This window comes from Microbacterium keratanolyticum (assembly GCF_016907255.1).
In the GTDB taxonomy this organism is placed as follows: domain Bacteria; phylum Actinomycetota; class Actinomycetes; order Actinomycetales; family Microbacteriaceae; genus Microbacterium; species Microbacterium keratanolyticum.
In genome coordinates this window covers 1,513,562-1,540,079 of record NZ_JAFBBQ010000001.1, presented here as the reverse complement: position 1 = coordinate 1,540,079, position 26,518 = coordinate 1,513,562, and the positions used below count along the sequence as shown (strand labels likewise).

At 68.1% G+C, this 26,518-nt stretch carries 22 protein-coding genes; 9 read left to right on the top strand and 13 right to left on the bottom strand.

Annotation, left to right across the window (positions count from 1 at the left end; genetic code table 11):
* Nucleotides 1–85: 85 nt before the first annotated feature.
* Together JOD62_RS07315 and JOD62_RS07310 are read right to left on the bottom strand one after the other, a co-directional pair.
* Nucleotides 86–445 (bottom strand): hypothetical protein, encoded by a 360-nt coding sequence (locus JOD62_RS07315; protein ID WP_204938641.1) that lies wholly within the window; start codon nucleotides 443–445, stop codon nucleotides 86–88.
* Nucleotides 442–1,140, bottom strand: coding sequence for an acyl-CoA synthetase (locus tag JOD62_RS07310; RefSeq protein WP_204938640.1), 699 nt, complete (start codon nucleotides 1,138–1,140; stop codon nucleotides 442–444). The genes JOD62_RS07315 and JOD62_RS07310 overlap by 4 nt, the downstream gene beginning before the upstream one ends.
* A gap of 150 nt (nucleotides 1,141–1,290) precedes the next feature.
* Here JOD62_RS07310 and JOD62_RS07305 point away from each other — a divergent pair, with 150 nt between their 5' ends.
* Nucleotides 1,291–2,091, top strand: a complete 801-nt coding sequence (locus JOD62_RS07305) for an alpha/beta fold hydrolase (RefSeq protein WP_204938639.1) — start codon at nucleotides 1,291–1,293, stop codon at nucleotides 2,089–2,091.
* Here the strand turns inward: JOD62_RS07305 and JOD62_RS07300 are convergent.
* Both JOD62_RS07300 and JOD62_RS07295 read right to left on the bottom strand, forming a co-directional pair.
* A complete protein-coding gene (locus tag JOD62_RS07300) occupies nucleotides 2,054–2,998 on the bottom strand; it encodes a DMT family transporter (RefSeq protein WP_204938638.1) in 945 nt (314 codons plus the stop codon). The two genes, JOD62_RS07305 and JOD62_RS07300, sit on opposite strands and share 38 nt — an antisense overlap.
* Nucleotides 2,999–3,026: 28 nt before the next feature.
* Entirely contained in the window at nucleotides 3,027–4,520 is a 1,494-nt protein-coding gene (locus JOD62_RS07295) for an MATE family efflux transporter (protein ID WP_204938637.1), read from the bottom strand.
* Nucleotides 4,521–4,681: 161 nt separating this feature from the next.
* Between JOD62_RS07295 and JOD62_RS07290 the strand changes: the two genes are divergently transcribed.
* Nucleotides 4,682–7,384, top strand: coding sequence for a cation-translocating P-type ATPase (locus tag JOD62_RS07290; protein WP_204938636.1), 2,703 nt, complete (start codon nucleotides 4,682–4,684; stop codon nucleotides 7,382–7,384).
* Here the strand turns inward: JOD62_RS07290 and JOD62_RS07285 are convergent.
* The 7 genes from JOD62_RS07285 to JOD62_RS07255 form a co-directional block, all read right to left on the bottom strand.
* Nucleotides 7,373–9,016: an MFS transporter gene (locus tag JOD62_RS07285; protein ID WP_239526582.1), complete on the bottom strand. Its 1,644-nt coding sequence runs from the start codon at nucleotides 9,014–9,016 to the stop codon at nucleotides 7,373–7,375. The genes JOD62_RS07290 and JOD62_RS07285 overlap by 12 nt on opposite strands.
* A 151-nt stretch (nucleotides 9,017–9,167) precedes the next feature.
* A complete protein-coding gene (locus JOD62_RS07280; RefSeq protein ID WP_204938635.1) occupies nucleotides 9,168–11,483 on the bottom strand; it encodes a beta-xylosidase family glycoside hydrolase in 2,316 nt (771 codons plus the stop codon).
* 115 nt (nucleotides 11,484–11,598) lie between these two features.
* Nucleotides 11,599–12,549 carry a carbohydrate ABC transporter permease gene (locus tag JOD62_RS07275; RefSeq protein WP_204938634.1) on the bottom strand — a complete coding sequence of 317 codons (951 nt, stop codon included), beginning with the start codon at nucleotides 12,547–12,549 and terminating at the stop codon, nucleotides 11,599–11,601.
* A complete protein-coding gene (locus JOD62_RS07270; protein ID WP_204938633.1) occupies nucleotides 12,539–13,486 on the bottom strand; it encodes a carbohydrate ABC transporter permease in 948 nt (315 codons plus the stop codon). Before JOD62_RS07270 ends, JOD62_RS07275 begins: the two co-directional genes overlap by 11 nt.
* A 6-nt stretch (nucleotides 13,487–13,492) precedes the next feature.
* On the bottom strand, nucleotides 13,493–14,800 hold the full coding sequence (locus JOD62_RS07265) for an ABC transporter substrate-binding protein (protein WP_204938632.1): 1,308 nt from the start codon (nucleotides 14,798–14,800) through the stop codon (nucleotides 13,493–13,495).
* A gap of 39 nt (nucleotides 14,801–14,839) precedes the next feature.
* Nucleotides 14,840–16,465 carry an FAD-dependent oxidoreductase gene (locus JOD62_RS07260; protein WP_204938631.1) on the bottom strand — a complete coding sequence of 542 codons (1,626 nt, stop codon included), beginning with the start codon at nucleotides 16,463–16,465 and terminating at the stop codon, nucleotides 14,840–14,842.
* Nucleotides 16,462–17,562, bottom strand: coding sequence for a LacI family DNA-binding transcriptional regulator (locus JOD62_RS07255; protein WP_204938630.1), 1,101 nt, complete (start codon nucleotides 17,560–17,562; stop codon nucleotides 16,462–16,464). The genes JOD62_RS07260 and JOD62_RS07255 overlap by 4 nt, the downstream gene beginning before the upstream one ends.
* Nucleotides 17,563–17,790: 228 nt before the next feature.
* On the opposite strand from JOD62_RS07255, the gene JOD62_RS07250 reads away from it, so the two are divergent.
* The 6 genes from JOD62_RS07250 (at nucleotide 17,791) to JOD62_RS07225 (ending at nucleotide 22,677) form a co-directional block, all read left to right on the top strand.
* On the top strand, nucleotides 17,791–18,780 hold the full coding sequence (locus tag JOD62_RS07250) for an acetylxylan esterase (protein WP_204938629.1): 990 nt from the start codon (nucleotides 17,791–17,793) through the stop codon (nucleotides 18,778–18,780).
* Nucleotides 18,777–19,583 (top strand): arginase family protein, encoded by an 807-nt coding sequence (locus JOD62_RS07245; protein WP_204938628.1) that lies wholly within the window; start codon nucleotides 18,777–18,779, stop codon nucleotides 19,581–19,583. Before JOD62_RS07250 ends, JOD62_RS07245 begins: the two co-directional genes overlap by 4 nt.
* Nucleotides 19,584–19,648: 65 nt before the next feature.
* Nucleotides 19,649–20,569, top strand: a complete 921-nt coding sequence (locus JOD62_RS07240; protein ID WP_204938627.1) for a DUF808 domain-containing protein — start codon at nucleotides 19,649–19,651, stop codon at nucleotides 20,567–20,569.
* A gap of 42 nt (nucleotides 20,570–20,611) precedes the next feature.
* Entirely contained in the window at nucleotides 20,612–21,262 is a 651-nt protein-coding gene (locus JOD62_RS07235) for a YigZ family protein (protein WP_204938626.1), read from the top strand.
* A gap of 42 nt (nucleotides 21,263–21,304) precedes the next feature.
* Complete coding sequence (locus tag JOD62_RS07230; RefSeq protein WP_204938625.1) at nucleotides 21,305–21,772, top strand: nucleoside deaminase; 468 nt, start codon at nucleotides 21,305–21,307, stop codon at nucleotides 21,770–21,772.
* Nucleotides 21,772–22,677 (top strand): DnaJ domain-containing protein, encoded by a 906-nt coding sequence (locus JOD62_RS07225; protein WP_204938624.1) that lies wholly within the window; start codon nucleotides 21,772–21,774, stop codon nucleotides 22,675–22,677. Before JOD62_RS07230 ends, JOD62_RS07225 begins: the two co-directional genes overlap by 1 nt.
* On the opposite strand, the gene JOD62_RS07220 is transcribed toward JOD62_RS07225, so the two are convergent.
* Together JOD62_RS07220 and JOD62_RS07215 are read right to left on the bottom strand one after the other, a co-directional pair.
* The gene (locus JOD62_RS07220) at nucleotides 22,678–24,003 is read right to left on the bottom strand and encodes a flavin monoamine oxidase family protein (protein ID WP_204938623.1); all 1,326 of its coding nucleotides are present in this window, start codon (nucleotides 24,001–24,003) and stop codon (nucleotides 22,678–22,680) included.
* Between the two features lie 67 nt (nucleotides 24,004–24,070).
* Complete coding sequence (locus tag JOD62_RS07215) at nucleotides 24,071–25,612, bottom strand: Ig-like domain-containing protein (RefSeq protein WP_204938622.1); 1,542 nt, start codon at nucleotides 25,610–25,612, stop codon at nucleotides 24,071–24,073.
* A gap of 170 nt (nucleotides 25,613–25,782) precedes the next feature.
* Between JOD62_RS07215 and JOD62_RS07210 the strand changes: the two genes are divergently transcribed.
* The gene (locus JOD62_RS07210; RefSeq protein WP_204938621.1) at nucleotides 25,783–26,514 is read left to right on the top strand and encodes a hypothetical protein; all 732 of its coding nucleotides are present in this window, start codon (nucleotides 25,783–25,785) and stop codon (nucleotides 26,512–26,514) included.
* Nucleotides 26,515–26,518: the final 4 nt, after the last annotated feature.

Genomic DNA, 26,518 nt, shown 5'->3' with positions numbered 1-26,518 from the left:
TAAAGCACGAAGCGCACGTCCCCACGGGGGCGTGCGCTTCTGCGTTGCACAGAGGTGCGGACACGCGAGCGCGCGTGAGCCGACCCTACGGGTGCGTGGTCTTCGGGGTGCCGCCGGCGGGGGCGTCGCCCTCTGCGTCATCGGCGGACGCGTCGTAGAGCACGGGGCGGTCGACGGTTTTGGTGACCTCGGCGGGATCGACGGCGAGCATGAGCATCGCGAGGCCGAGGAGCGTCACGATGAACGCGGCACCGCCGACGACGAGGCTGAGCGCGACCGGCGTGAGGCCCTCATACAGCCCCCGCGAGATGAGGTCGTTGACACGAGACGTGAAGGCACCCGTGGAGAACAGCGTCACCACAGCCGCGAACACACCGCACGCGAGCGCGATGAGAAGAAGGTGAAGCGGTCGCAGCAGGTCGCGGCGGGTGGTCTTGTCGCTCATGCGTGGCCTCCCTTGTCGGTCGCCTCAGCGCGCGGCGCGGGGGCTTCGGTGATGATGTCGGCACGGTCTGGGGTGGTCGTGCGCGGAGAGAAGGCGGCGATGCCGAGGATGACGGCGACGATGGCCGCGTACCCTCCGAAGAGGCCGACGGCGATCGTGATGCCGGTGAGCGTGAAGTCGCCCGCCCCCTCGATCGAGTAGTCGAGCGCGTACTGCACCGGAACCACGAGCAGGACGACGGCAAGCAGCATCCCGACGGCTCCGATGAGGAGTGCGTCGCGCGTGCTCTCGTCGGCCACACCGCCCGGAACGGACACGACTCCCTGGGCGCGCGCTCGTCGACCGCGGATGCCGACGATGAGCTCGACCAGGCCCGTGGCCGCCGCCCAGACGATCACCAGCACGAAGAAGAGCACGTCGCTGCGCCACATCGGAACACCGCCGGCGACACCGGCGATGAAGCTGATCGCCGCGAGAAGCACCCACGGCCAGCGGTTGCCGGACGCGGCGACGAGCCATGCGGCGAGAACGCACACGAGCGCGGTGGCGACGGCGAAACCGCTGAAGACGGCGAGACCGACCTGCGCCGAATGATCCGACGAGAAGGTGATCATGAGAGCGGCAGCGGCCGCGAACAGCGCGCGCAGGGACTGCACGGTGCGCGCTGTAAAGGTGTGGGCAACAGGTGCCGGCATGTTCAATCCTCTGACAGACGGGGTACCTCCCCAGTCTACGCGCGCGCTGTGAGGGATCTCCTGAGTCCCTGCAAGGATACGGATCCGCCCCCCGGGCATGCCGGAGGGCGATTCCGATCCCGGCCGCGGAGAAGGGAGCAAGATGGAGGTGTGGCTGAACCTCTCGCTGAACTCACCGCAATGCCCGATCCCCAGTATGTCTATGCGGCGGACGGCACCCGCCTGGCGACGTACACGTGGGGCGAACTCGATGCCCCCGTGATCGTCGCGGTGCACGGCTTCGCGTCCAGCGCGCGCGACACCTGGGTGCTCACGGGATGGATACGCGCCCTGACCCGCGAGGGGTACCGCGTGCTCGCGCTCGACCAGCGCGGGCACGGCAAGAGCGACAAACCCCATGAGGGCGAGGCGTATGCGATGCGCACCCTCGCGAACGATGTCGAGACGGTGATGGACACCTACCTCGTCGACGACGCGATGTACCTGGGCTACTCGCTCGGCGCGCGCGTGGGATGGGAGGTCGTTCGCGACCTGCCGCACCGCATCTCGCGGGCCATCCTCGGGGGCGTCCCCGAGGGCATCCCCCTGGAGCGCCTCGATCTCGACGAGGTTCGCGCCTACATCCTCAACGGCACGCCCGTCCAGGATGTGACGACGCAGGCGTACATCGCCCTGACCGAGCGTGTTCCCGGCAACGATCTGACCGCGCTGCTCGCACTCGCGGAGGGCATGCGCGTCTCGCGCACGATCAACCCCGACGCGTCGAACGCCCCGACGACGCCGACGCTGTTCGCGACCGGCTCGGAAGACACCGTCATCGAAGGGTCACGGGCGCTGGCCGCGTCGTGCCCCAACAGTGAGTTCTTCGAGATCCCGGGCCGCAATCACTTCAACGCTCCGGGGTCGCGCGCGTTCAAGGAGGCGGCGCTGGAGTTTCTGGCGAAGGGCTGACGACGGGGGCATCCGCCCCACGCCGCCGGATCCTCAACTCGCTGACCAGCGTGCCCAGAATGATGAGCCCGGCGCCGAGGATCGCGAGAGCTGGGATGCGCTCGCCCGCGATGCGCCCGACGACACCCGCCCACACGGGCTCGGCGGCGTAGATGATCGTCGCCTTCGTCGGCGAGACCGAGCGCTGCGCCCAGGTCATCGTGAGCTGAATCAGCGCGCTGACTGCCCCCATGCCAACCGCGGCGAGCACCCACACCCAGGAGAACGCGGGCACGCTCTCACCGACGACCGGCATGGCGGCGAAGCCGAGCACGCCGGCCGTGAGCAGCTGCACGACGGTGAGCCGGCCCAGGTCGAACTTCGCGGTGAACAGGCTGATCAGGATGATCTCCGCGGCGATCGGGATCGTGCTGATCAGGGTGAGGATCTCTCCCTCGCCGAACGCGAAGCCGTCGGCTGTGGGACCGGCCACGAGAAGGAGCCCGATGAAGGCAAGCGCCAGACCGACGAGCGTCAGCGCGCGCGGCGCTTTGCGGAAGACGATCCACTGCAGCAGGGGAACCAGCGGCACGTAGAAGGCGGTGATGAATGCAGAGGTGCTCGAGTCGATGGTCTGCAGCCCCGCGGTCTGCAGACCATATCCGCCGAAGATGGCAGCGCCGATCGCCGCACCGGCGAGGATCTCCCGCCAGCGGATGCCGCGCAGCACCCGCCAGAACAGCACGGCACACAGCAGACCGGCGGTGAGGAACCGCACCCCGACGAAGAACATCGGACCGCTGTGATCCATCGCCGTATGCACGATCAGGAACGTTCCGCCCCAGAAGACGGTGATCACGATGAGCGCGAGCTCTTGTCGGCTCAGGCCGCTCCAGCGCAGGCGGGAGCGAAGGGGCGCGGATGTCACCGCTTAACGCTAGTCGCGCAGAGCGTGCTCATCGTTGCGGTTCGCGGCGGCGCAGCATCCGCGTCGACGACTTCTTGACGACGGCGATCGGCTGGGTCGTGGTGACCACGGCGTCCACGTTCATCGAGCCATCGACGGGGCCGACGATCGCGATCGGTGTCGTGAGCGTCGGCTCGTCCGGCTCGATCGGGAGCTTCGCGAGTCGGCGGTGCTCCTTGATGTACGCGGGGATCAGCAGCGCAGCGGCGCCCACCCAGGCGAGGGTGTTGCTGAGCGCGACACCCGTGAAGTCGAGCAGCGCCCCGAGGATGATGGCCGCAGCAACGCGCATGACGAGCTCGATGACACCTGTCACAGTGGGGATCAGCGTGTGGCCGAGCCCCTGCAGGGCGCCGCGCAGCACGAACAGCACGGCCAGGGCGCTGTAGCTGAGGCCGTTGATGATGAGCATGAGGTGCGCCATCTCGACGACGTTGTCAGAGCCTTCGCCGACGAAAAGTCGAATCATCGGAGTGCCGAAGGCCACGAGCAGCGCACCGAGGACGACGGCCGCGATGATCGACATCCAGGTTGCCTCGACCACACCCTTGCGGATGCGGTCGGGGCGCTTGCCGCCGTGGTTCTGCGCGACGTACATCGACACCGCGAGTCCGAGCGAGGACAGCAGCGCGACGGCGAGACCGTCGACGCGGGATCCGGTCGTGTAGGCGGCGACGGCATCCGCACCGAGGGTGTTGAGGGCCACCTGCACCGTGAGCGTGCCGATCGCGATGATCGAGGCCTGGAAGCCCATCGGCAGCCCGATGCGCAGGTGCTCGCCGAGGTCGGCCTTCGTGACGGCACGGAAGTCCGCGCGCGAGACCTTGAGGTCCTGCAGGCGACGACGCACGAACTCGAGGCACATGAGCACGGAGATGACCTGGGCGACGACGGTCGCGAGCGCCGCGCCGGCGACTCCCCACCCGAGCGGGCCGACCATGAGCACGACGAGGCCGACGTTGAGCACGCACGAGATCGACAGGAAGATGAGCGGTGTGCGCGAGTCGCCGATCGCGCGGACGATCGCGGCCAGGTAGTTGAAGGCCATCATGGCGCTGGCGCCCAGGAAGCTGATCTGCGTGAAGACCGTGGCCTCCGCGAGCAGCTCGGGCGGCGTCTGCATCAGGCGAAGGGCAGGCTCACTGACGAGAGGCGCGACGATCGTCAGCAGGATGCTCAGGATGCCGGTGAGCACGGTCCCCGCGGCCACCGAACGTCGTACGCCTGCCGCATCACGCGCGCCGTAGGCCTGCGCGGTGGGGATCGCGAAGCCGGACGTCACACCCCAGGCGAAGCCGAGAAGCAGGAACAGCAGGCTTCCGGTCGCCCCGACGGCGGCGAGCGAGTTGACGCCGAGGTGACGCCCCACGACGATCGCGTCGGCGAACTGGTACAGCTGCTGTACGACGTTGCCGATCAGTAGGGGGATCGAGAAAGCCAGGATGACGCGCCAGGGGCGGCCAGTGGTCAGGGAGGTAGCCATGGGTGCTCGCAGAACAGAAACGGGGGATGTGGGGTGTCGGATGCGGCACCGTCAGTCGATTCTATCGAATCGATTCGACACGACGGAACACGGACATCCGTCTTCCGCCTCGCCGTGGCGTGCGCCAGACTGACCGCATACTCCTGCGAAGGGCGACGCACATGACCGCATCCACCTCCGACCAGCCCGACGTCTGGTTCGCCCGCTCCCCGGAAGCCGTGACCGAGGCCCTCGGCGTCGCTCCGACCACGGGACTCTCCTCGAGCGAGGTCGCGCAGCGGCGAGAGCGGTACGGCAGCAACACGATCCCCGCCGAACGGGGGCCCTCGCTCTGGCAGATCTCGCTGCGCCTGCTCGTGGATCCGATGAACATCATGCTCATCGCCGTCACCGTCGTGAGCTGCTTCATCAATCAGATCCCGGTCGCGGTGATGGTCGGCCTGCTCGTGGTCGTCAACGTCGTCATGGGGGCGCGGCAGGAGATGTCGGCGCGTGCCGCGGTCGACGCCCTCTCAGACCTGCAGATCCCGCACGCCCGCGTGGTGCGGGACGGATCGACGCAAGAGATCCCGGCCTCGGAGCTCGTCCCCGGCGATATCGTGCTGCTCGAGGCGGGAGACCTCGTGCCCGCGGATGCGCGCATCCTCCGCGCGGCGCGCCTCGAAGCGCAGGAGGCCGCGCTCACCGGTGAGAGCGCACCGGTCGACAAGGGCGTCGACGCGGTCGTCGACACCGATGCGACACTCGGCGATCGCAGCTCGATGGTCTTCCAGAACACACAGATCACACGCGGCACCGCCACCGTGGTCGTGACCGATACGGGCGCCGCGACGCAGATGGGTCGGATCGCCGAACTGCTCGCCGCCGTCGAGCCGACGCTGTCGCCGCTGCAGCGGGAGCTGCGCTCGCTCACCAAGGTGCTCGCCCTCATCGCCTGGGGCGCGGTCGCCATCATCGTCGTGATCGGCGTGGCCCGCCAGCAGCCCTTCGAGGCGCTGCTGCTGCTCGGAATCTCCATGGCCATCTCGGCGATCCCCTCCGGCATGCCGACCTTCGTGCAGGGGATGCTCGCCTACGGAGCCAAGATGCTCGCCGCTCATCGCGCGGTCGTGAAGAACCTCGCTGACGTCGAGACGCTGGGCGCCACGAGCGCGATCAACTCCGACAAGACGGGCACCCTGACCCTCAACGAGATGACGGTGCAGAAGCTCTACTTCGCACACGAGTGGTTCACCGTGAGCGGAGGCGGCTACTCCAAGCAGGGCGAGATCCGCGGCGCCGCCGGCACCACCGTGCCCGACTTCACCGCCCTCGCCTACGGTCTCTGCCTCTGCAGCGATGCGACGGTCTCCGACACCGGCACCGTCATCGGCGATCCCACAGAAGCGGCGCTGATCGTGCTCGCCGCGAAGCTCGGCGTCGATGCCGAACTGACCCGCCGGGAGTACCCGCGCGTGGCCGAGGTGCCCTTCGACTCCGAGTACAAGTTCATGGCCACCTTCCACCACGCCCCCGTGCGCGGCGAGGAGCGCCTGCTGAGCGTCGTCAAGGGCGGAGTGGATGTCGTGCTCGCCCGATGCTCCCAGGCCATGACCGCCGACGGCACACATGTGGACATCGAAGAGGAACGGGCGCGCATCGAGCAGGCACAGCGAGAGCTGTCCGAGCAGGGCCTGCGAGTGCTCGCGTTCGCCTTCCGCGCCGACGACGCGCTGGAGGCGGCCATGACCGCCAACCCCATGAGCGCCGTCGAGGACCTCGTCTTCGTCGGGATGGTGGGCATCATCGACCCGCTCCGCCCCTCCTCCGTCGACGCCGTGCGCACGGCGCACGAAGCCGGCATCGAGGTGCGCATGATCACCGGCGACCACGCGATCACCGCCGCGGCGATCGGTGCGCAGCTCGATCTGGGCCCCGGCGCGGCGAGCGGCAGCGACCTGCGCACGATGAGTGACGCGGAGCTGAGCGCGCAGCTGCCGAACATCCACGTCTTCGGCCGCGTGACGCCAGAGGACAAGCTGCGCATCGCACGGCTCATGCAGGAGTCCGGTGACATCGTCGCGATGACCGGTGACGCCGTGAACGATGCCGCGGCACTCAAGCAGGCGGATGTCGGCGTCGCGATGGGCTCGGGCAGCGAGGTGACCAAGCAGGCCGGCAACATGATCCTCACCGATGACAACTTCGGCACCCTCATCACCGCGATCACAGTGGGCCGGTCGATCTACGAGAAGATCGTCAGCTACGCGCGCTTCCAGATGTCGCTGCTGTTCTCGCTCGTGATCCTGTTCCTCACCGCGAGCATCTTCAACATCAACGAGGGCGTGCCGATGACACCCCTCATGGTGCTGTTCCTCAACTTCTTCACGACCATGTTCCCCGTGATCGTCATCCTGCTCGACCCGGTTCCCGACGACATCATGTCGCGTCCGCCACGCGATCCGAAGGTCACGCTCTCGCACCCGGGCGCCGTGCTGCAGTGGCTGCTGTTCGGTGCGGTGATCGCTGCGACGACCATCACGCCGCTGCTCACCCGTGCCGACGAGCTCCACGGCGAGCAGCCGAGCGTCCCGGTGACCATGGCCTTCGCCGTGGCGAGCTTCGGTGCGATCCTCGGCGGGCTGGCGATGCGTCGCTCCCCCGGCTCAGGGTTCGTCTCGCCGATCGCCAATGCGCTGAAGTGGCTCGCGATCCCTGCGGTCATGACGGTCGCCTGCGTCGAGCTCGGCTTCCTGCAGCGCCTGATCGGCACCGTTTCGCTCAGCGGCAGCGAGTGGCTCACCGTTCTCGCCCTGGCCGTCATCGTGCCGCTGGTCGTCGAAGCGCAGAAGGCGCTTCTGCGCCGCACGGCGTCAGTCCGCTGAGGTGCTTCGCGAGGCGCGGCGCAGCATCAGGGCACCGAGGAAACCCAGGATCAGGAACGCAGTGGCGATGAGGACCGCCCAGCGCGTGGCATCCGCGAATCCCGACGCGAGGGCGTCCACAGCCGTCGCCGTCTGATCCCCGAGCGTGCTCGCGTCTCCCTGAGCGCGCAGCTGACCGATGACGGCGCCCGCAGACTGACGGGTGCTCGCGGCGAGCGCATCGGCGGATGATCCGCTGAAGCCTGCCGCCGCGAGCGAACCCGGCAGAGTGATCGCGAGAGCGACCGACAACGCCGCGCCCGCGAAAGCCGTGCCGAGCGCGGAGCCGATCTGCCGCACGGTGCTCTGCGTCGCGGACGCCTGCCCCGAGGAGTCCACCGGCACATCGCGCAGCACCGTTCCGGTGAGCTGCGCGGAAGCGAGACCCAAACCGAGGCCATAGACGACCAGCGGCACGGCGATCAGCCATCCGGGACTCGTGCTCGTGAGCAGCAGCGCCATGACGACCGCGCCGACCACCTCGAGGCCGAGGCCCAGCAGCACCGTGCCGGGCGCCCCCAGCCGCGCAGCGAGATGCCGTGCGGCCGCGCCGGAGAGGAACGCGCCGATGGCCATCGCGGCGAGCACGAGACCCGCACCCATCACATCGAGGCCGAGCGCGTTGATGAGGAACAGCGGCAGGACGAAGATGATCGCGAACTCGCCGACCGCGACCATCGCCGCCGTGAGGTTTCCCCAGGAGAAGGTCGGGAGCACGAAGAGGTTGAGGTCGAGCAGCGCCGAACGTTGCACGCGCTCCCGGTGGCGTTCCCAGATCACGAAGAGCGTGAGCGCCACCGCCGCGATCGCGAACGCGACAGGAACCGCCGACACCGGGGCATCCGTCGGCCATTTCCATCCGAAGATCTGCAGGTCGCCCGATGGCGCCCACCACCCGAGATCCGGCCCCTCGATCACCGCGAACACGAGCGCGCCGAAGCCGATCGCGCTCAGCAGCGCCCCGTCGACGTCGGCCCCCGGGAGCTTCTTGACCGCGCGCGTCTCGGGGACGGTGAACAGCGCCGCGACGAGCACGATCAGCCCGAGCGGCACGTTCACGAGGAAGATCCAGTGCCAACCCGCCCACTGCGTCAGCGCGCCACCCGCCAGCGGTCCGATCGCAGCCGCACCCGAGATGACTGCACCCCACACGCCGAACGCGGCCGCCCGGTACCTCCCGCGGAACACTGCGTTCACCGTCGACAGCGTCGACGGCATGATGAGCGCGGCGCCGACGGCCTGCACGGCGCGCGCCCCGATGAGCAGCCCCGCATCCGACGCCATCGCGGCGAGCACGCTGCCGAGCATGAAAACGAGGAGGCCTGCGAGGAACAGACGCTTGCGCCCCCAGGTGTCTGCGAGCTTGCCCGTCGACAGGAGCAGCGCCGCCAGCAGCACGGCGTACAGACTGTTGACCCACTGCGCATCGGTGAGCGTGAGCCCGAGATCCTCGATCATCGCCGGCAATGCGACACCGACGATCGTTCCGTCGAGGACGATCATTCCGAGTCCCGCGGCCAGGACGGCGAGCGCCATCCAGTCGCGGCGACTCGGGGCCTGCGCCTCTGCTTTGTCCGCCGTCACTGCATGCATGCGAGATCCTCTCCGTCTGCCTGCAGTCTGCCGCGTCCGCCACCGGATTCGAATCATTCAAACGGTGGAGTTGTGGATATAGGAAAGGGACGGCACCCGGATGCTTCCGAGCGCCGTCCCCTCCTGGACTACGTGATCGTCCCGTCCTGGCCTACTTGATCGTCGCCGTGATCGGCGAACTGGCGGTGACGCCAGCCGCGTTCACGAACTCGATCACGTAGCTGTGCGTACCGGCCTCGCGACCTTCCCGCAGGACCTCGACGCGCTGCGCCTCGGGAGTCACCGCCGCGAGTTCACCCTCGGCAACGACGGCGCCGTCTTCGAGCAGACGCCACGCGGAGGCGTTGGTACCCCACCACATGTTCGCGACGATTCGAACCACTCCCGGAGCGGGAGTCTTTGCGAGCGCGAGCTTCGGGATGCCGGGCAGTGCGTCCTTCACGGTGACCGTGAGCGGCTGCGGCTGCGAGACGCCCTGCGAGTTGATGACCTCCGCCGTGTAGACGTACTCGCCGTTCACGCGGCCCGAGATCGGCACCGTGACACCCTGCGCTGCAGGTCCCGCCGCAACGAGGTCACCCGTGTGGATCAGTGCACCGTTCTCATACACCTTCACGCGCGATGCGTTCGCGCCCCACCAGAGGTTCCAGCGCAGCTCGAATGTGCCGTCATGCAGACCGGTCGTCCAGCCGCTCGTGGAAGAGAGGACGCCCGCGCCGGGCGTGGCAGTCTCGTTGTCCGCGGGCAGCGGCGGCTCCGCGTTCTGGCATTCTTCGTATTGCTCTGTGCTCGGTGAGAAGCGGAACCAGTCGAAGCGCGCCGGAATCTCCGCCGCCTCCGTCGCCCCGCGGAACGCGAAGGGGCCGATGTGCGTGAACGCCATGTCGCGTGACTCGACGGGACGCCCGAAGTCCGCGAAGGTCGTGCCGTCGTAGGAGACGGATGCCTGCACCTGCGCGCCATCGTTCGTGAGGCGCAGCCAGATCTTCGTCGCGCCCGCGACCTCGGGGGCACGCGAATCCTGCCTGTTCACACCGTTCCGGTGGAAGACGAGTTCAACGGTCGGGCCGGGCGTCGCGCGTCCCATTCCGAGCTTCACGTAGTGCGTGTCGCTCGCGTAGAGCAGGATCCCTCCCTGCTGGAACTTCTGCGTCGCGGCGATGTCGAGTTCGGTCGTGACCTGCCATGCGCCCTCGGGCAGTTCCTGCTGCAGCAGCGGCGCCGCAGCGACGCCGCCCGTGTAGGTCGGAATGACCAGCGCGTCATCCTCGACAGCGTGACGCGCCGACTCCTCACGAACCACGCGATCCCACACGGGAGCGAGGGCTCCGGCGAACTCATCCGACCCTTCCGCCGCGCATGCAGCGAAGACAGGGTTCTCAGGATCGGAGGGGAATCCCTCGAAGATCGGGCCGACCTCGGGCTCCGCACCCTCCTTCGCATAGGCGACGGTCGCGCCCAGGCGGTCTCCGGATTCATAGAACAGGTACGTTCCGGTGTCGTCCGTCACGATCTCGGGAGCGGCAACACGTCCGACATCCACTCCGATGCCTGTCGACTGGTGCAGCACGATCGGCACCTCGCCGACCTGGCGCAGCGTCTCGTCGATCGTGCGCGCATAGCTCTTGCCGCTGGAGCCGTGATAGATGACGTACAGCTGGCCGTCGCGCTCCCACAGATTGCCGCCGGACACGTTCGCGCCCTCTTCGGCACCGGGTGCGACGACGTAGTCGGGGTCGACCGTCCACGTGACGCCGTCGACGGACTCGGCGAGACGCACGCGACGGATGTTGTCGCGCTCGTTGCCCATGTAGAACATGCCGTACTGGTACTCGGAGTTCTCGTCCGGGTGCTCGAAGACGCGCGCGTAGCTGGTCTCGGTGACGTTCGGACCTCCCATGGCGTTCGTCACCACCGAGCCGCCGTACTCGAAGGTGATGCCGTCGTCGGAGGTCGCATACCGGGTGACCGAGTTCTCGCCGTGGAAGTACATGAACATCTTCCCGGCCTCCTCGTTCCAGATCGCGTCCGGACTCGAGGTGTGGCTGACCTTGTAGTGCGGCTCCCAGACGTTCGAGATGAGCGGAGCCTTGTCCGTGTACTCGGTCCAGGGGCCGGCGAGGCTGTCGGAGTACATCAGGATGATGCCCGCCGGGGCGTCGTGCGGCGCCGTGTACAGGTACCACTCGCCGAGGGGGTTCTCGAAGTGCTCCCCCGCGTGGAACAGCGTCGGGAAGATGAACTCGTTGGTGGGGTTGTAGCTCATCTGCGACTTGTCGGTGATCACGCCCTGATAGCCGAAGGTCGGCCAGCCTTCCGGCGGTGGGGCGACAGACGTCGCGGATGCCTGCGGGGCGGATGCGGCGGCGGCGGGTGTCGCCGCAGCGAGCCCTCCCGCTCCGAGAGCCGTCGCCAGCGCCGCGGCGAAGAGCCGCCGATGCCAGGTCCGGGGTGAGGTTCTTCTCATGACCATCTCCTTCGACAGTGAATACAGAACAGCGATTTCAGACACGACGAACAGCGCCCCCGCGGTGGCGGAGCCGTCAGACAAGAAGGGGCGGGAGATCATCCCGCCCCTTCTCTCAGCCCTTGAGGCCGGTGTGCGCCAGACCTTGCACGAACTGGCGCTGCGCGACGAGGAACACAGCCAGCACCGGGATGACGGTGAGCGTGGTCGCCGCGAGCTGGACGTTCCACATCGGGCCGCCGTAGGCGTCGACGTACTGCGTCAGCGCCTGCGGAAGCGTGAACATGTCCTTGCTGGACAGGTACACGATCGGCTCGAGGTAGAGGTTCCACGACTTGAGGAACGTGAAGATCGCCACGGCGCCCAGCGCGGGCTGTGCGAGCGGGAAGGCGATCCGCCAGAAGATGCCCCAGCGTCCGAGACCGTCCATGCGCCCCGCTTCCTCCAGCTCCGTGGGCAGCCCGAGGAAGAACTGGCGCATGATGAAGATCGCCAGCACGGCCGGTGCCCCGAAGATCGGAATGACGATGAGCGGCCAATGCGTGTTGATGAGACCCATCGCGTTGACCATGCGGAACAGCGGGACGATCGTCACCTCCGACGGCACGAGCAGCCCGATCAGCACGACCAGGAACAGGGCGTTCGCTCCGGGGAATTTGATGCGAGCGAAGGCGTACCCGGCCATCGCCGCGACCAGCATCGTTCCGATCGTCACGAGGGCCGCGATGTAGAGGCTGTTCCAGTACTGCTGCGCGAACGGCTGCAGTCGGAACACCTCGCCGTACGCCGCAAAGCTCGGATCCGAGGGCCACAGCGTCGGCACCTTCTGCAGGATCTCGCTCATCGGCTTCAGGCTGGACGTCGCCATCCACAGCGTCGGGAAGATGAACGGGATGCTGATGACCGCCAGAAGCGCGACCAACCCGATTGTCGTGAGTCGGCGGCGTGTCTTCGAGCTGCCCGCCCGGCGGAGGCGGGGACGCACACGTGAACCGGTCACGATCGCGGTCGTGCTCGCCGTCGGGAGGGTGCCCGCGGCATCCGGAATCTGTGTCTCAGTTCTCATGGAAGACCCACCTCTTACGCGTCTGCCACTGGATGAGGGTCAGCACGAGGACGATGACGAACAGCAGCACCGAGATCGCACTCGCGTAGCCGAAGTCGTTGAAGCGGAACGCCTGCTGGTACAGGTAGTAGACGAGCACGGTCGTCGAGTTGCCGGGTCCACCGCCGGTGAGCACCGCGATCTGCGCGAACACCTCGAGCGAGCCGACGATCGTGATGATCGACACCAGCAGGATGGTCGGGCTGATCAGCGGCAGCGTGACCGAGCGGAAACGCCGCCAGGCGCCCGCCCCATCGATGCGTGCGGCTTCGAGGATCTCCTCCGGCACGCTCTGCAGTGCCGCCAGGAACAGGATCATGTTGAGGCCGACGTTCTTGAACAGCTGCACCACGATCACCGAGACCATCGCGGTGAACTCGCCGCGCAGCCAGTTCGGCCCCTCGATGCCAATGAGTGACAGGAAGCCGTTAATGCCGCCGTCGGCCTGCAGGAGGAAGCTCCAGACGATCGTCCAGGCGACGAGCGAGACGACGACGGGCGAGAAGAAGAAGGTGCGGAACGTCGTGGTGCCGGGGAGCTTCTGGTTCAGCAGCACCGCGAGCAGCAGCGCCAGGCTGATGTTGAACACGACCAGCCCAATCGAGAACCACAGGCTCGCCAGCAGCGAGTCCTTCAGTCCCTCGTCTGCGAGCATGCGCTCGTAGTTGTCGGTCCCCGAGAACACGAAGGTGTTCGCCAGGACGTTCCAGTCGTGCAGCGAGAACCACAGCACCGCCACGAGCGGAGCGATCACGAAGGCGAGTGCGCCGAGCACAGCGGGCGCGACCATCGTGTAACCCACGATCCAGTCGGCGCGGACAGCCGCGGAGCGGCGAGGGCGAGGACCCTCACTCCGCTCCGCGGTCCGTGTCGTCTGTTCGACGACGGTGGAGGTCATGCGTTCTCAGCCCTTCAGGAGCGGAGCGATCGTCGAGCACGTCTTGTCGAGAACAGCCTCGACGTCAGCATCCGCGGTCCACATCGCGTCGAGCTGGGCGCGCACGGCGTCCTGCACCTTGGCGAAGTTGACGTGCGTCGGCTTGGTGACCGCCCCCTGGATGCCGTCGACGACGACGGCCTGGAGCTGCTCGGCGCTGAGCTTCGGGTTGGCGACGGCCAGCACATCCGCGTTCAGCAGGGACTCGCGGGGCGGCGGGAAGAACGCCGCGAGCTTCTCGGCGTTGTCCGGCTGCGTGAAGTACGCGAGGAAGTCCGCGGCGACCGTCGGGTTCTTCGCGTTCGCGAAGACGCCGATCCCGGCCTGACCGATCACGTTCTGCTGCCCCTCAGGGCCCGCAGGAAGCGGGAGGACGTCCCACTCGAACGAGCCGTCGAGCGCGGATGCGCGGCTGATCTGCGTGATCGTCATGGCGGCGTCGCCGGCGAAGAAGTCCGCGGTCACGCCCGGGCCGGGCATGGCGCCGTCGACGAAGATCGCATCGTGGATCCACGTCATCGCCTCGACCATCTCCGGCTCGGTGAATGTGCAGCTGGCGCCGTCGGCCGGCCACGGCTCTGCGTCCCAGCCGTTCCAGATGGTGGAGAGGTTCTCCCACACCTTGAAGTCGAAGTCACGGGCGACGAGACCCTGCTTGCCCGACACCGCGGCAGTGGCCGCGGAGATGTCGCGGGCGTTCTCGTAGGTCCAGTCGCCGGAAGCCGCGAGGTCGGCGGGGTTCGGCTGACCTGCCGCGGCGATCTGCGTCGTGTTCACGAAGATCGCGAAGGGGCTATTGGAGAAGGGGTAGGCGTACAGGCCGTCGTCCTTCTGCCACAGTTCGAGCGAGGAGTCGAGCAGGTCGTCGTACTCGTATCCCTCGGCGTCTTTCAGTGTCTGGCTGATGTCGGCGAGGGCTCCACTCTGCACGAACTCGGGCGCGTAGCTCTCCATGATCCAACCGAGGTCGGGGGCGTTGCCTCCGGCCAGCTGGGTGGTGAGCGAGGTGGTGTAGTCCGCGAACGGCAGGGTCTCGAAGGTGATGTCCGAGACGAGCTCCGGGTTCTCGGCGACATAGGCGTCGGCGATCTCCTGGAACTGCGCGAGCTGGGTCTCGTCTGCGGTCCAGACGGTCATACGCAGACTCACGGGTTCGTCCGGTGTCTCGGTGGCAGCGGGAGATCCGCTGCATGAGGCGAGGACGAGGGCGCTGGCGGCGATGCCAGCGGCGGCCACCAGCGCGGTGCGCCGGCGACGGGGCGTGAAGTGATTCATGCCTTGCTCCTTGTGCTGTGGGTGGGTGGGTAAAGCGGGTCAGAATGCGTAGACGCGGCCTTCGGGCCAGTGCCGTTCGACGCCGCTGTCGTCGAGTTCGCGCTGGTAGTCGGCGAGCAGTTCCGCAGTGGCGTGCACGGCGTGCGGCGTCGTGTCACGGTCGATGCTGTACGCGGCCAGGTGCCCGGCGGCTTCGCCGACGTTCCACTCGACCGGGTGCAGGCGATAGCAGCCATTGGTGATGTGCGTGGTGCCGATGTTCTTATTGGCGGCCAGCAGGTTCGTCATCCGCTGCGGGATGAGCGCGCCCAGTGGAATCTCGAACGGCGTGGATGCAACGTCGATGTACGTATCGCCGCCGGTCGAAGGATGCAGGTCGATGCGGTACATGCCGACACCGATCGACTCCTCGTAGCGGGTCGCGCCCTCGTCGCCGCGCACGGCGTACGAGACATCGTTCTCGGTGACCGTCGTCAGCGCGCGGATGCGGCGGGACTCGCGGTGGTACGGCGCCTGGGCGAGGCCGTCCTCCGAGCCCATCAGGTCGGGGCGCAGACGCAGTCCGGGAAAGCCGAAGCCGCCGTCGGGGCGCGGAGCCTCGGTCTGCATCCAGTAGAGCATCGACAAGCTCAGTTCGCGGGCCTCTTCGTAGCGGGCGAGCTCGACCTCGCGCGGAACGTCAAGCACGGGCTCGAGGAAATAGTCGATGCTGGGCCAGTTGACCAGGCAGATGTCGCTCTCGTAGAACCCCTTCTCGAAGAGGTCGCGGGCGGCGATGCGTCGGAAGGTCCACAGGTTGTGGTCTCCCGCGTTCTTCGACTGATCCGCATCGACGGCGAGGGCGTCGTCGCCCGGGTTCGGGTCGAACACGCGCGTGCCGAGCTCGAGCGTGCGGGGGTTCGGCGCTGTCCAGGACAGCAGCTTCTCGCCCTGCCAGGCCGACGGTGCGTGGTCGCGCCAGAATTCGTAGTTCGCGGGACGCTCGATCGTGTTGTCGCCCTCTGCGTTCTCGATGGCGAAGCACACGCTGATGGCCTGGATGTTGTCCGGCTGCGCAACCTCGGGAGCGCTGGGCTCGTCGTGCTCGGAGCGTGCTTCGAACCCGGTGACGTACTCGGTGCCGGTGAGTGGCAGCAGTTCGCCGGTCTCGGTCGCGTCGATCACGTACGTCGCCGTGACCGTGACATCCGCTCCGCCGATCTCCGACGACAGGGTGACCGAGGTGACGCGGTCACCGTCGACGGTCGCCGCGGTCGGTCGCACGCGCTCAAGCAGGGTGATACGACCGGTGGAGCGGTGCGGAGCGAGCATCTCCTCCAACACCCCGACGGCGATGCGCGGCTCACTGCAGAGCTTCGAGACCCATCCGGCGCCCGGGTTGAGGTCCTTGCGGTCGCGCGCCTCTTCGACAAGCGGGTACTGACGGCGGTAGACGTCGCGGATGCCGTCGCGCAGCGCCCGGTAGCGCGCGGTGATGCCGAACTCCTCGACCCAGGGGTGCTCGTCCGGCGGCACGGCCTGCGAGGTCAGCTGGCCGCCGATCCACGGGTACTCCTCGGTGAGGACGACACGCGCCCCTCGATCAGCGGCGGCGAGCGCGGCGGCGACGCCGCCGAGTCCGGCTCCGACGATCAAAACGTCGGTGGTCAGTTCACGTGCGGTCACGAACGATGTCCTTCTTGTCTAGCGGGGTGGGGCGGTACGGCGGCGATCGTCTCGCCGTCGATGTCGGGGCAGACGAGGATCTGATGCAGGTCTTCGTCGTCGAGTGCGGGCGGCCGGGTGCGGGCATCGTCACGGCGGGTATCGGATGCCTCGTTGACGATGCGCGAGAGCAGCACGAGCGCGCGGGCCCCCATCTCCTCCCGGGGGACGGAGAACCCCGACCAGCGTCGGCCACGAGGAACCGGATGCAGCGGCTGCCCGAGCAGCAGGATCGAGATGTCCTCCGGGATGCGGCGCCCGCGGGACTCGAGCGCGTCGCTGAAGTCCTCCAGGTAGTTCTCCGGAGCGACCACGAGGGCGGTGAGACCGCGCTCGACGACCTCGTCGGCGGCGGCCTCCGCGTCGTGCACATCGACGAAGCGGGAAGGGAGGCCGTGGCGCGCCATCGCCTCGCGGTATCCGTCGACGCGATCGATCGTGGACTGATCCGAACCGCGCGAACCTGCATAGCCGATGCGTGTGTGGCCCAGGGCGACGAATCGCTCCACCTGACGTGCGGTCGCGGTGACATAGTCCGCGCCGACGTAGGGCAGGCGTCGCCCCTCGCTCACGCGCTTGCCGATGAAGACGAACGGATAGCTCGTGTCGAGCAGGTGCTGCAGTTCGCTCTGGTCTTCGTGCTGGCCGAGCAGCAGGCACCCGTCAGCGATGCCGAGTCGCTGCCAGCCGTCGCGCGAGAGCCGGCGGCGGCCATCGACCACACGGGCGGAGGTGAACAGGAGCGTGTCGACGCCCAACTGCTCGGCGGCGTGCTCGATGCCCACGAGGAAGGCGCCGTAGAAGTCCTGCCCGCCCCGGGGGAAGGTGGTCTCGTACGTGAACACGCCGAGGATCTGGTTGCGTCCCCCGGCAAGGCGCTGGGCCACAGGATTCGCCGAGTAGCCGATGATCCGGATCGCCTCGAGCACGCGTTTGCGAGTCTCCTCCGAGATGCGCACACCGGCAGGAGCGTTGCCGTTGAGCACGAAGCTCACGGTCGACTGGCTGACGCCGGCGAGGGCGGCGACATCGGCCTGCGTGAAGCGGTGACGCGGCATCGTGATCCTCTCTGATCAACGCACACCCGGGTGGGCACGAGTGCCAGTCTGGTCAGAGCGCGAAGAGAAGGTCAATTTGATAATGCGTATTATTTTGAGGTTGTGACAGGCCTCCGACATCCGCTGATTGCCTGAGATCCGCCGCACTAATCCGCATTATCGCGACGAGCATCCCGCCTCGCCTCAATAGACTGCCCTGGTACGTCCCGTGTCTGTGAGGAAGCCGCGATGCCCCGTTTCGACCTGCCCCTGGAGCAGTTGCGCTCCTACCGTCCCGAGGTCGCGGAGCCCGCGGATTTCGACGACTTCTGGCAGCGCACGATTGCCGAGTCACGTGCGCTGGCGACCGCTCCTGAGGTGCGTCGCGTCGACTCACCTCTGGCGAACGTCGAGGTCTACGACGTGACCTTCAGCGGCTTCGGCGGCGACCCCGTCAGCGCCTGGCTGATCCTTCCTGCCGGCGGCCGCGAGCCGCTGCCCGCCGTGGTCGAGTACGTGGGATACGGCGGCGGTCGCGGACTCCCCCATGAGCGCCTCGCCTGGGCGTCCGCCGGCTACGCGTATCTGCGCATGGACACGCGCGGTCAGGGTGGGGGCTGGGGCACCGGTGGCTCCACGGCCGATCCACATGGGTCGGGAGGCGCCACCCCCGGCTTCATGACGCGGGGCATCGCCCACCCGGACGGCTACTACTACCGCCGCGTGTTCACCGACGCGGTTCGTGCGGTCGACACCGTGCGAGAGCTCGATCGCGTGGATGCTGCGCGCGTCGCCGTCACCGGCGCGAGCCAGGGCGGCGGCATCGCGATCGCCGCAGCCGGACTCTGCGACGGTCTCGTCGCCGTCATGCCCGACGTGCCGTTCCTGTGCCACTTCGAGCGCGCCGTGGGCCTCACCGAACGCGACCCCTATCAGGAGATCGTGCGCTACCTCGCCGTACACCGCGACGCGGGTGAGACCGTCTTCCGCACCCTCTCGTACTTCGATGGGGTGAACTTCGCCCGTCGCGCGACCGCGCCGGCGCTGTTCTCGGTCGCGCACATGGACGCGGTGTGCCCTCCGTCGACCGTGTACGCCGCCAAGAACACGTGGGCGGCGCACGCCGACATCACCGACTACCACTTCAATGGGCACGAGGGCGGCGAAGGCCTGCACTGGCCACGCCAGGCCGCCTTCCTCGCCGCACAGCTCGCACCTCAGGAGGCTCCTGCATCATGACCCGCTCCGTCATCGTCAATCAGGGTCGCGTGGCCGACCGCACAGACGGTGCGCTTGCGGGTGCACTCATCACCGGTGAGGCACTCGGTACGCTGCTGCACGTCGATCCCGTGATCGTCAGCACTCCGAGCGCACCGGCGACGGATGACTGGAGCGTCGCCCTTCCCGCCGCATCCGAGACCCTCACGGGTCTTCGCGCCGCTCTCCGCGATGCCCTCGACGCGGGCACGACGCCGGTGCTGGCAACGAACACCTGCGCGGCGAGCCTGGCGACGCTCCCCGAGGTCGCTGCCCGCTATCCGGATGCGGTCGTGCTGTGGATCGACGCGCACGGTGACTTCCACACCCCAGCGACGACCGACTCCGGCTACCTCGGCGGCATGGTTCTCGCTGCAGCCTGCGGCCTGTGGGACAGCGGCCACGGCGCCGGCCTCAACCCGCACCAGGTGGCGCTCGTGGGCGCGCGCGACATCGACCCGGCAGAACAGCGACTTCTCGCCGAGGCGGGCGTGACCGTGCTGGCGCCCGCAGAGAGCACCCCCGAGGCGGTCGCGGAGTTCGTGGCCGGTCGCGATATGTGGATTCACGTCGACTGGGATGTGCTGACCCCCGGCTACATCCCTGCCGCCTACAAAGTGCCGGAGGGACTGCGTCCGCACGAGATTGCCGCGATCTTCGCAGCGCTGCCCGCAGCATCCGTCCGCGGCGTGGAGCTCGCCGAGTTCGAGGCATCCGGATCCGAGGTTCCCGAGCACCTGAGCGTCGAGCTGATCCTGGAGACCTTCCAGCACCTCGGCGTCTGATCCGCAGCCGGCGCCGCGCACCGATAGTGTTACTTTCCGACGTTCACTGACCCCGGGGGAATCACATGTCGGTTGGCCTGCTCGCTGTTGTCGATGACATTCTGACCGCGGCTCTGAAGGCATCGTCGAAGGCTGCGGGCGTCGTGATCGACGACGCCGCCGTGACGCCGCAGTATGTGCAGGGCATCACGCCCGCCCGCGAACTGCCCGTGGTCGGCAAGATCGCGCTCGGGTCGATCGCGAACAAGTTCCTCATCATCATCCCGGTCGCGCTGCTGCTCACCGCATTCGCGCCGTGGGTGCTGCCGTACCTGCTCATCGTCGGCGGAGCGTACCTGTGCTTCGAGGGCGCCGAGAAGGTGCTCGAATGGTTCGGCGCGACGCACGGCCACGGCGAAGAGGGCGCCCGCGACGAGAAGCGTCTCGTGCTCGGCGCGATCCGCACCGACCTGATCCTCTCGACCGAGATCATGCTCATCTCGCTCGCCAACCTCGATCCCGGACTCGACCTCGGCATGACGCTCGCGGTCCTCTCGGTCATCGCCGTCCTCATGACCGGCGTCGTCTACGGTGCCGTCGCCCTGCTCGTGAAGATCGACGATGTCGGGCTGAAGATGGCGAAGAACCCGGTCAAGCGCGTGCGCCACACCGGCACGCGGATCGTCCGATCGATGCCCGCGGTGTTCCGTGTGATCAGCATCGTCGGCACGGTCGCGATGCTGTGGGTCGGCGGGCATCTCGTGCTCGTCAATCTCGGTGAGGTCGGATGGCACTTCCCGGCCGATCTGCTGCACGGCGCCGAGCACGCCCTGGCCGCACTCGGCGGTTTCGCGATGTGGCTGGCAGGCACCGTCGTCTCAGCGATCGCAGGGCTGGCCGTCGGACTCGTCATCGTCGGCGTCGTGGTCGGCATCGCGAAGCTGTTCGGCAAGGAGCCCACGTTCCACGAGGGCGGCGAATCCCCCGAGGCGCTCGTCCGCCACTAGCGGTACCCTGCGCAGCCTCCGCGCTCTCGGTATCGTGAAGAGGTGACCGCCCGCCGCTACCCGCAGACCATCGCGGCGGCGGTCGACCACGAACTGGTCATCAAGAAGTCGCGGTTCATCACGCACATCGCCCCGGTTTCCTCGGTGGCGGAGGCGGATGCTGTCATCGCGGCCGTCCGCAAGCGAGCGTGGGATGCGCGGCACAACTGCACGGCGATGGTGACGGGACTGCTCGGCGATCAGGCACGATCTTCCGATGACGGCGAGCCCTCCGGCACCGCCGGCATCCCGATGCTCGAGGTGCTGCGGCGGCGCGAGCTCACTGACGTCGTCGCGGTCGTCACCCGCTACTTCGGAGGGATCAAGCTCGGCGCGGGCGGCCTGGTGCGCGCCTACGGGTCGGCGGTGTCTGAAGCGCTGGATCATGCCACTTTCCTGCGACGAGAGCCGCTCACTCAGGTCACGTTCGACGTCGCTCACGCGGATGCCGGACGATACGACAACCTCGTGCGCGCCTGGGCCACGCAGCACGGCGCAACTCTCGGTGAGACCCACTACGGCGCGAAAGCGCAGCTCGAGCTGTGGGTTCCCGCGCTGGAACTCGACCGCCTCGCGGCAGATCTCGCCGAAGCATCCGGCGGTGCCGTCCAACCCATCACCGGCACCGAGAGCATCATCGACGTTCCCGACTGAGCCATCGATACACTCGAATCACCCGAGCCGAGGAGCACAGCGATGACCGACTCCCCCTTCCTCCAGCGCGCGATCGACATCGCCGTCGCGAACGTGGCCGACGGCGGAGGGCCCTTCGGCGCCGTGGTCGTGAAAGACGGCGAGGTCATCGCCACCGGCGAGAATCGCGTCACCCGCGACAACGACCCGAGCGCGCACGCCGAGGTGGTGGCGATCCGCCGCGCCGCCCAGGCGCTCGGCACCTTCTCGCTGCAGGGCTGCGTGCTGTACAGCTCGTGCGAACCCTGTCCGATGTGCGCCGCGACGGCGCTGTGGGCACGTGTCGACGAAGTGGTGTTCGCCGCAGATCGCGAAGACGCAGCGCGCGGAGGTTTCGACGACCGCCACTTCTGGAACCTCGTGGGCGCGGACTACTCGACCTGGGACGTCCCGTGGCGCCGGGGCGACACCACGACGTTCTTCGACCCCTTCTCCGCCTGGGCGGAGAACCCGGGTCGCGCCGAGTACTGATGTTCGACAGTCCGCTCTCGGCATCCGCCTATGAGATCCTCGGCGTCGCGCCCGACAGCGACGACGACACCCTGCGTCGCGCCTATCGCTTGCGGCTGCGCCAGGCGCATCCCGACACCGGGGGCGACGCATCCGTGTTCATCCAGGTGCAGCGCGCGTGGGAGTTCGTGGGCACCGTCGAAGCCCGCGCGTCCTATGACCGCGGCCACGGTTTCGCGGAGAGCTCCGGATGGGGCGCGTGGGATCCGCCGAGCCGGACGGGAACCCGCGTGCGCGGCCAGGTCTTCGGCACTCCCGGTGGCGCGATCCGAGCGCAGTACGTCGAGTTCGTGCGCGAGTGGGCAGGGACGGAGATCGCGGATCCCTTCGACCCCGCGCTGGTGCGCACGGTGCCGCGCGAACTGCGGCGGATGCTCGCCGTCGCCCTCGCGCAAGAGGCGACCGCCCACGCGGTATCCGAGCTCGGAATGGGCTTCACCGCATGGCACGACGTGCAGGCGGGCACCGATCTCGGCGACACGCTCGACCACGTCGTCCTCAGCCCGACAGGCCTGTACGGCCTGCTCTCCGAGGATTTCGGCGACGTCGTCGGGTTCCGCAAGGGCGAGATCGTCGGACCGGCGATCGGTCCGAGCGCCCCGGTGACCGGACTGCTGTCGCGGATGCGCACCGTGGGGAAAGCGGCCGGCGTCCGCTTCAACGGTGCGGTGATCGTGCTCCCCGATGACGACGTGGCCCAGCCGGTGACGACCCTCGGCAGCATCCGCGGTGTTCCGACGATCGTCGTGCGCCGCAGCGTCGTCGGGTCCGCCCTGCGGACAGGCGTCCCGGGTGCGCGGGTGATCGGCGGCAACGAGCTGTTCGATGTGCGCACCCGACTGCAGAGCACGGTGCGGCTGGCGTAGTCAGGCCTGCCACAGGCTCTCGATGGGGATGCTGCGCTGCGCCACCCGCTCCGCCGCGCGGTGACCGGAGCACAGGCCCGCCGTGACGGTCGCGGGGTCATCTGTCCAGGTCGCTTCGCCGGCGAGGTGCAGCACGCCGCCGACCGGAGTGGCGAGGTCGTCGTGGTCGTCGGTCGTGGATCCGAGGGTCATGTACGCATATGAGCCGCGACTGAAGGGATCGTCCTGCCAGCGCGTCACGTGCGCGCGCGTGGGCTCTGTGACGCTCGGACCGTAGAGCTGGCGGAGCTGAGCGAGGGCGGATGCCACGATCGTGGCGTCATCGCTGGCTTTGAGTGCCTGCGCTGCAGGACCCGCCATGAATGTCAACAGCGTCGGCGTTCCGTGCAGCGATGTGAGGTCGTACCAGGAGTGCCACCAGTCCGCTGCCGGACCCTGCTGACGGATCGCGTAAACGCCGTCATCCCAGAACTTGGTCGGAAACCGCAGGAACACCTTCTCGAAGGCGTTCATCGTGAGGCGTCCGAGCGCGCCGCGAACCGGATCGGGCAACGGGGGCTCGATCCTGAAGTCGCTCGACTGGAGCACGCCGACGGGGACGGTGACGATGGCGGATGCCGCGCGGAACGTGTGATCATCCGTCGTCACGGTCACTCCGTCATCGCCCCACCGCACGCCGGTGACGATGTGGCCGAGACGGACGTCAAGGCCTTCGGCGAGATGCTGCGGCAGACGATCGTAGCCATCCGGGAAGACGACCTCGTCGCCGTCGACCACGTCATCGTCGAGTCCGTGCGCTGCGAGCTCGTCGATGCGCGCGCCGTACTGCTCCTCGCTGCGGTGGCGCATGTACTCGCGCACGCGTTCAGCACGGTCGGCTGGCCAACCCTGCGCAGCGATCGCGGCGTCGGTGACGTCGAGGTACGAATCGCGCGGCGCGGAGTGCGCGATGATCGCCGGCAGCGCCGCATCCGCACGGTGAATGTCGTCGATGAACTGCGCGGTCTCGTCCGGGCTGAGGCGCGTCCCGTCCGGCCCGTAGTACACGATCGGTCGGCTGTCGGGCTGATAGCCGCCGACCGTGAACTCGACCATGGACATGCCGAACGCCTCGCACGCCGCAGCGACAGGGCTGTCGGTGATGCCGTGGATCCACGACGCACCGAGATCGGTGATCTGGCCATCGGAGCGGTCGGTGACGACTCGTCCGCCGACGCGATCGCGCGCCTCGAGGACCACGACGCGGCGCCCTTCCCTGGCGAGCAGGCGCGCCGCCGTGAGACCGGCAACGCCTGCGCCGACGACGATCGTGTCGAAGCGATCCATGCATCCTCCCCTGCTCCGCGTGTGCTCACCGTACTGCGCAGCAACGGGCGAAGGCCAGGGCGAAGTCCTAGACGGCGCCTCGGCGCCGCAGCGACAGAACCACGCCCGCGGCAAGCAGCATCAGCCCCGCACCGAGGGACCGCCACGGCACCTCGCCACCCGTGGTCGCCAGCAGCGCGGTCGCCGGTGCGGCGGGAGCAGGTGCGGGTGCAGGAGCGGGAACGGGGTCGGCGACGATCTCGACACGAACCTGTGCGGTGCTCTCGCCGCGATCACTGGCGAGCGGAACGAAGCGCAGTTCGACGTCATGCGTGCCGACGGCCAACCCGGCGAACGTCACCTCGGCCGCACCGCCGACCAGCGCGACGGGGTCGCCGATCGAGGCGCCGTCGACGAACGGCTGCACGGTGCCGGCCGCCGGGAACTCACCGCCCCGCTCTTCCGATACCCGAACCGCCACGGATGCGGGCAGCGAGGGTGTTCCCGACACCGTGCCCTGGTCCGGAGTCACCGTGGTCACGATCGGACGCACCGCCAGCGGAGCATCCGCGCTGCGGGAAGGATCGAGCCCGGCCATCGGCAGGAACCGCGCCGAGACGGTGTGCGCGCCGAGCCCGAGCGCGGCGGCATCCAGGGCGATCTGGGCCTGCGCACCATCGAAGACCGTCGGACCGTTCGGCTGCACGGGAGCAGTGGCCACCACCTTCCCGTTTACGAGGACCTCCACTGTGCCGTGCAGTTCGCGGGGCGTCACGGTCGCTCCGGAGGGCAGGGCGAACACATCGACCGTCGCCGTCACCGTGTCGCCCGCCCACGTGTCGGCATCGGAAAGCTGCAGTGCAGTTGAGGTTGCGATCGTCGAGACCGTGATGGGGAAGAAGGCCGACGACGATGGCGCGAAGTTCGCCGCCGCATCCCCGTCGAAGCCCACGTGAAGCGCGCTGATTCCCGGGGCGACCACGACGTCGTCGAACTGAACAGTGCCATCAACGGCAACGGTCGTCGTGGCCAGAGGGACGGTGTCTCCGTAGAGAGTCGCTGTTCCAGCCAATCCACTCACGGGCGAGGACACCGATGCGGAGACGTCCATGGTCTCGAAAGCGGTCGCCGCTGCCGGGGCGCTGACCAGCACCGTGCTGCTCGGGGCCTGTCGCACTGTGAAGGATACCGGTTCGCTCGTCGACTCCGCGGCGCTGTCTCCGGTCGCCGGCGCGTACCCGTCGAACCTCGCGGTCAGAGTGTGCGTTCCCGCCGCAATCTCACGGGTGAACAAGCCGAACGCCGTGAAGACACCCGAACCCGTGTAGATCAGCATCCCCGTTCCGAGAGGATCCCCATCAAGGAGGAAAGTCACGGGCTGACCCATCACGTTCACCGGCCCGGCAGGGGTGACGCGCGCCACCGCCACGGTGATGTCTCCGTACTGCGCCGCTGCCGGCGACAACTCCACCGTCGTCACCGTGGCCACCGGCGCGGGCGCGGGCGCTGCTGCGGCCGGCAGGGCGGGCCACCAGAGCGAGATCGCGAGCAGTGCGCCGAGGATCACGCGACCGAGACGGCGACGCGGCGGCGAGGAGTCCAAAGTCTGGACGGAGACCATGTTTGTCATAAGTCCAAAATTAGAGCATCGGGACGATGTCACCAAACGCAGGTCGGCGACCTCGGGCCGCGCGCCCCGGCGACCCGCACGGGAAGGCCACACGAAGAGGTCTTGTGGATGCCACCCGCAGAGAGAAGGATGCTGACGTCGAGCACAGTCAGACAACGTGAGCACAGCCAATGGACGCAGGCGCCGCAGCTTCAGACGACATCCCGCCCGAGATCCATCCGGCGGAATCGGATGCCGTGCTCGCACGCCGCGCGCAGATTCTGGCCACCGAGCACTGGGGCCTGCTCGCGGCCCGCAGCACCGCGCAGAGCGAGGTGCTCACGCGGATCACGATCTTCCTCACGCTCGTGTCGGCGGGACTCGTGACGATCGGACTTCTCGGCCAAGCATCCGCGTTCTCGGGTTGGTTCACGGCCGCACTGCTGGCCATACTCGCGTTCCTGTGCCTCATCGGCGTGATGACGCAGATGCGGGTCGTCAATGTGGCGGACGAAGACCTCATGTACGTCGTCGCAATGAACCGGATGCGCAGCGGGTACGTCGACCTCGACCCTCAGGTCGCACAGTACTTCCTCGCCTCTTCCACCGACGACGAAGCCGGGATGGCGCGCACGTACTCGTTCCTGCACCGTCGCAGCGACTTCAGTCACCTGTTCGGCAGCTCTGCCGTGCTGATCATCATCGTGAACGCCTGCGTGTACGGGATGTTCGCCGGCGCGCTCGTGCAGACGGTGAGCGGTGCACTGGGCTGGGCCATCACGGTGGGTGCCGTGGTGGGCGTCGCCTGGGCGATCACCGGTGCCTTCCACGGCTACCGGACGTACCAGCGGTCCTGGAGCAACTACGTGCCGCGCCGCCCGACAGAGCGCCCGCCGATCTTCTGGCGGGATCAGGGATCCTGACGAC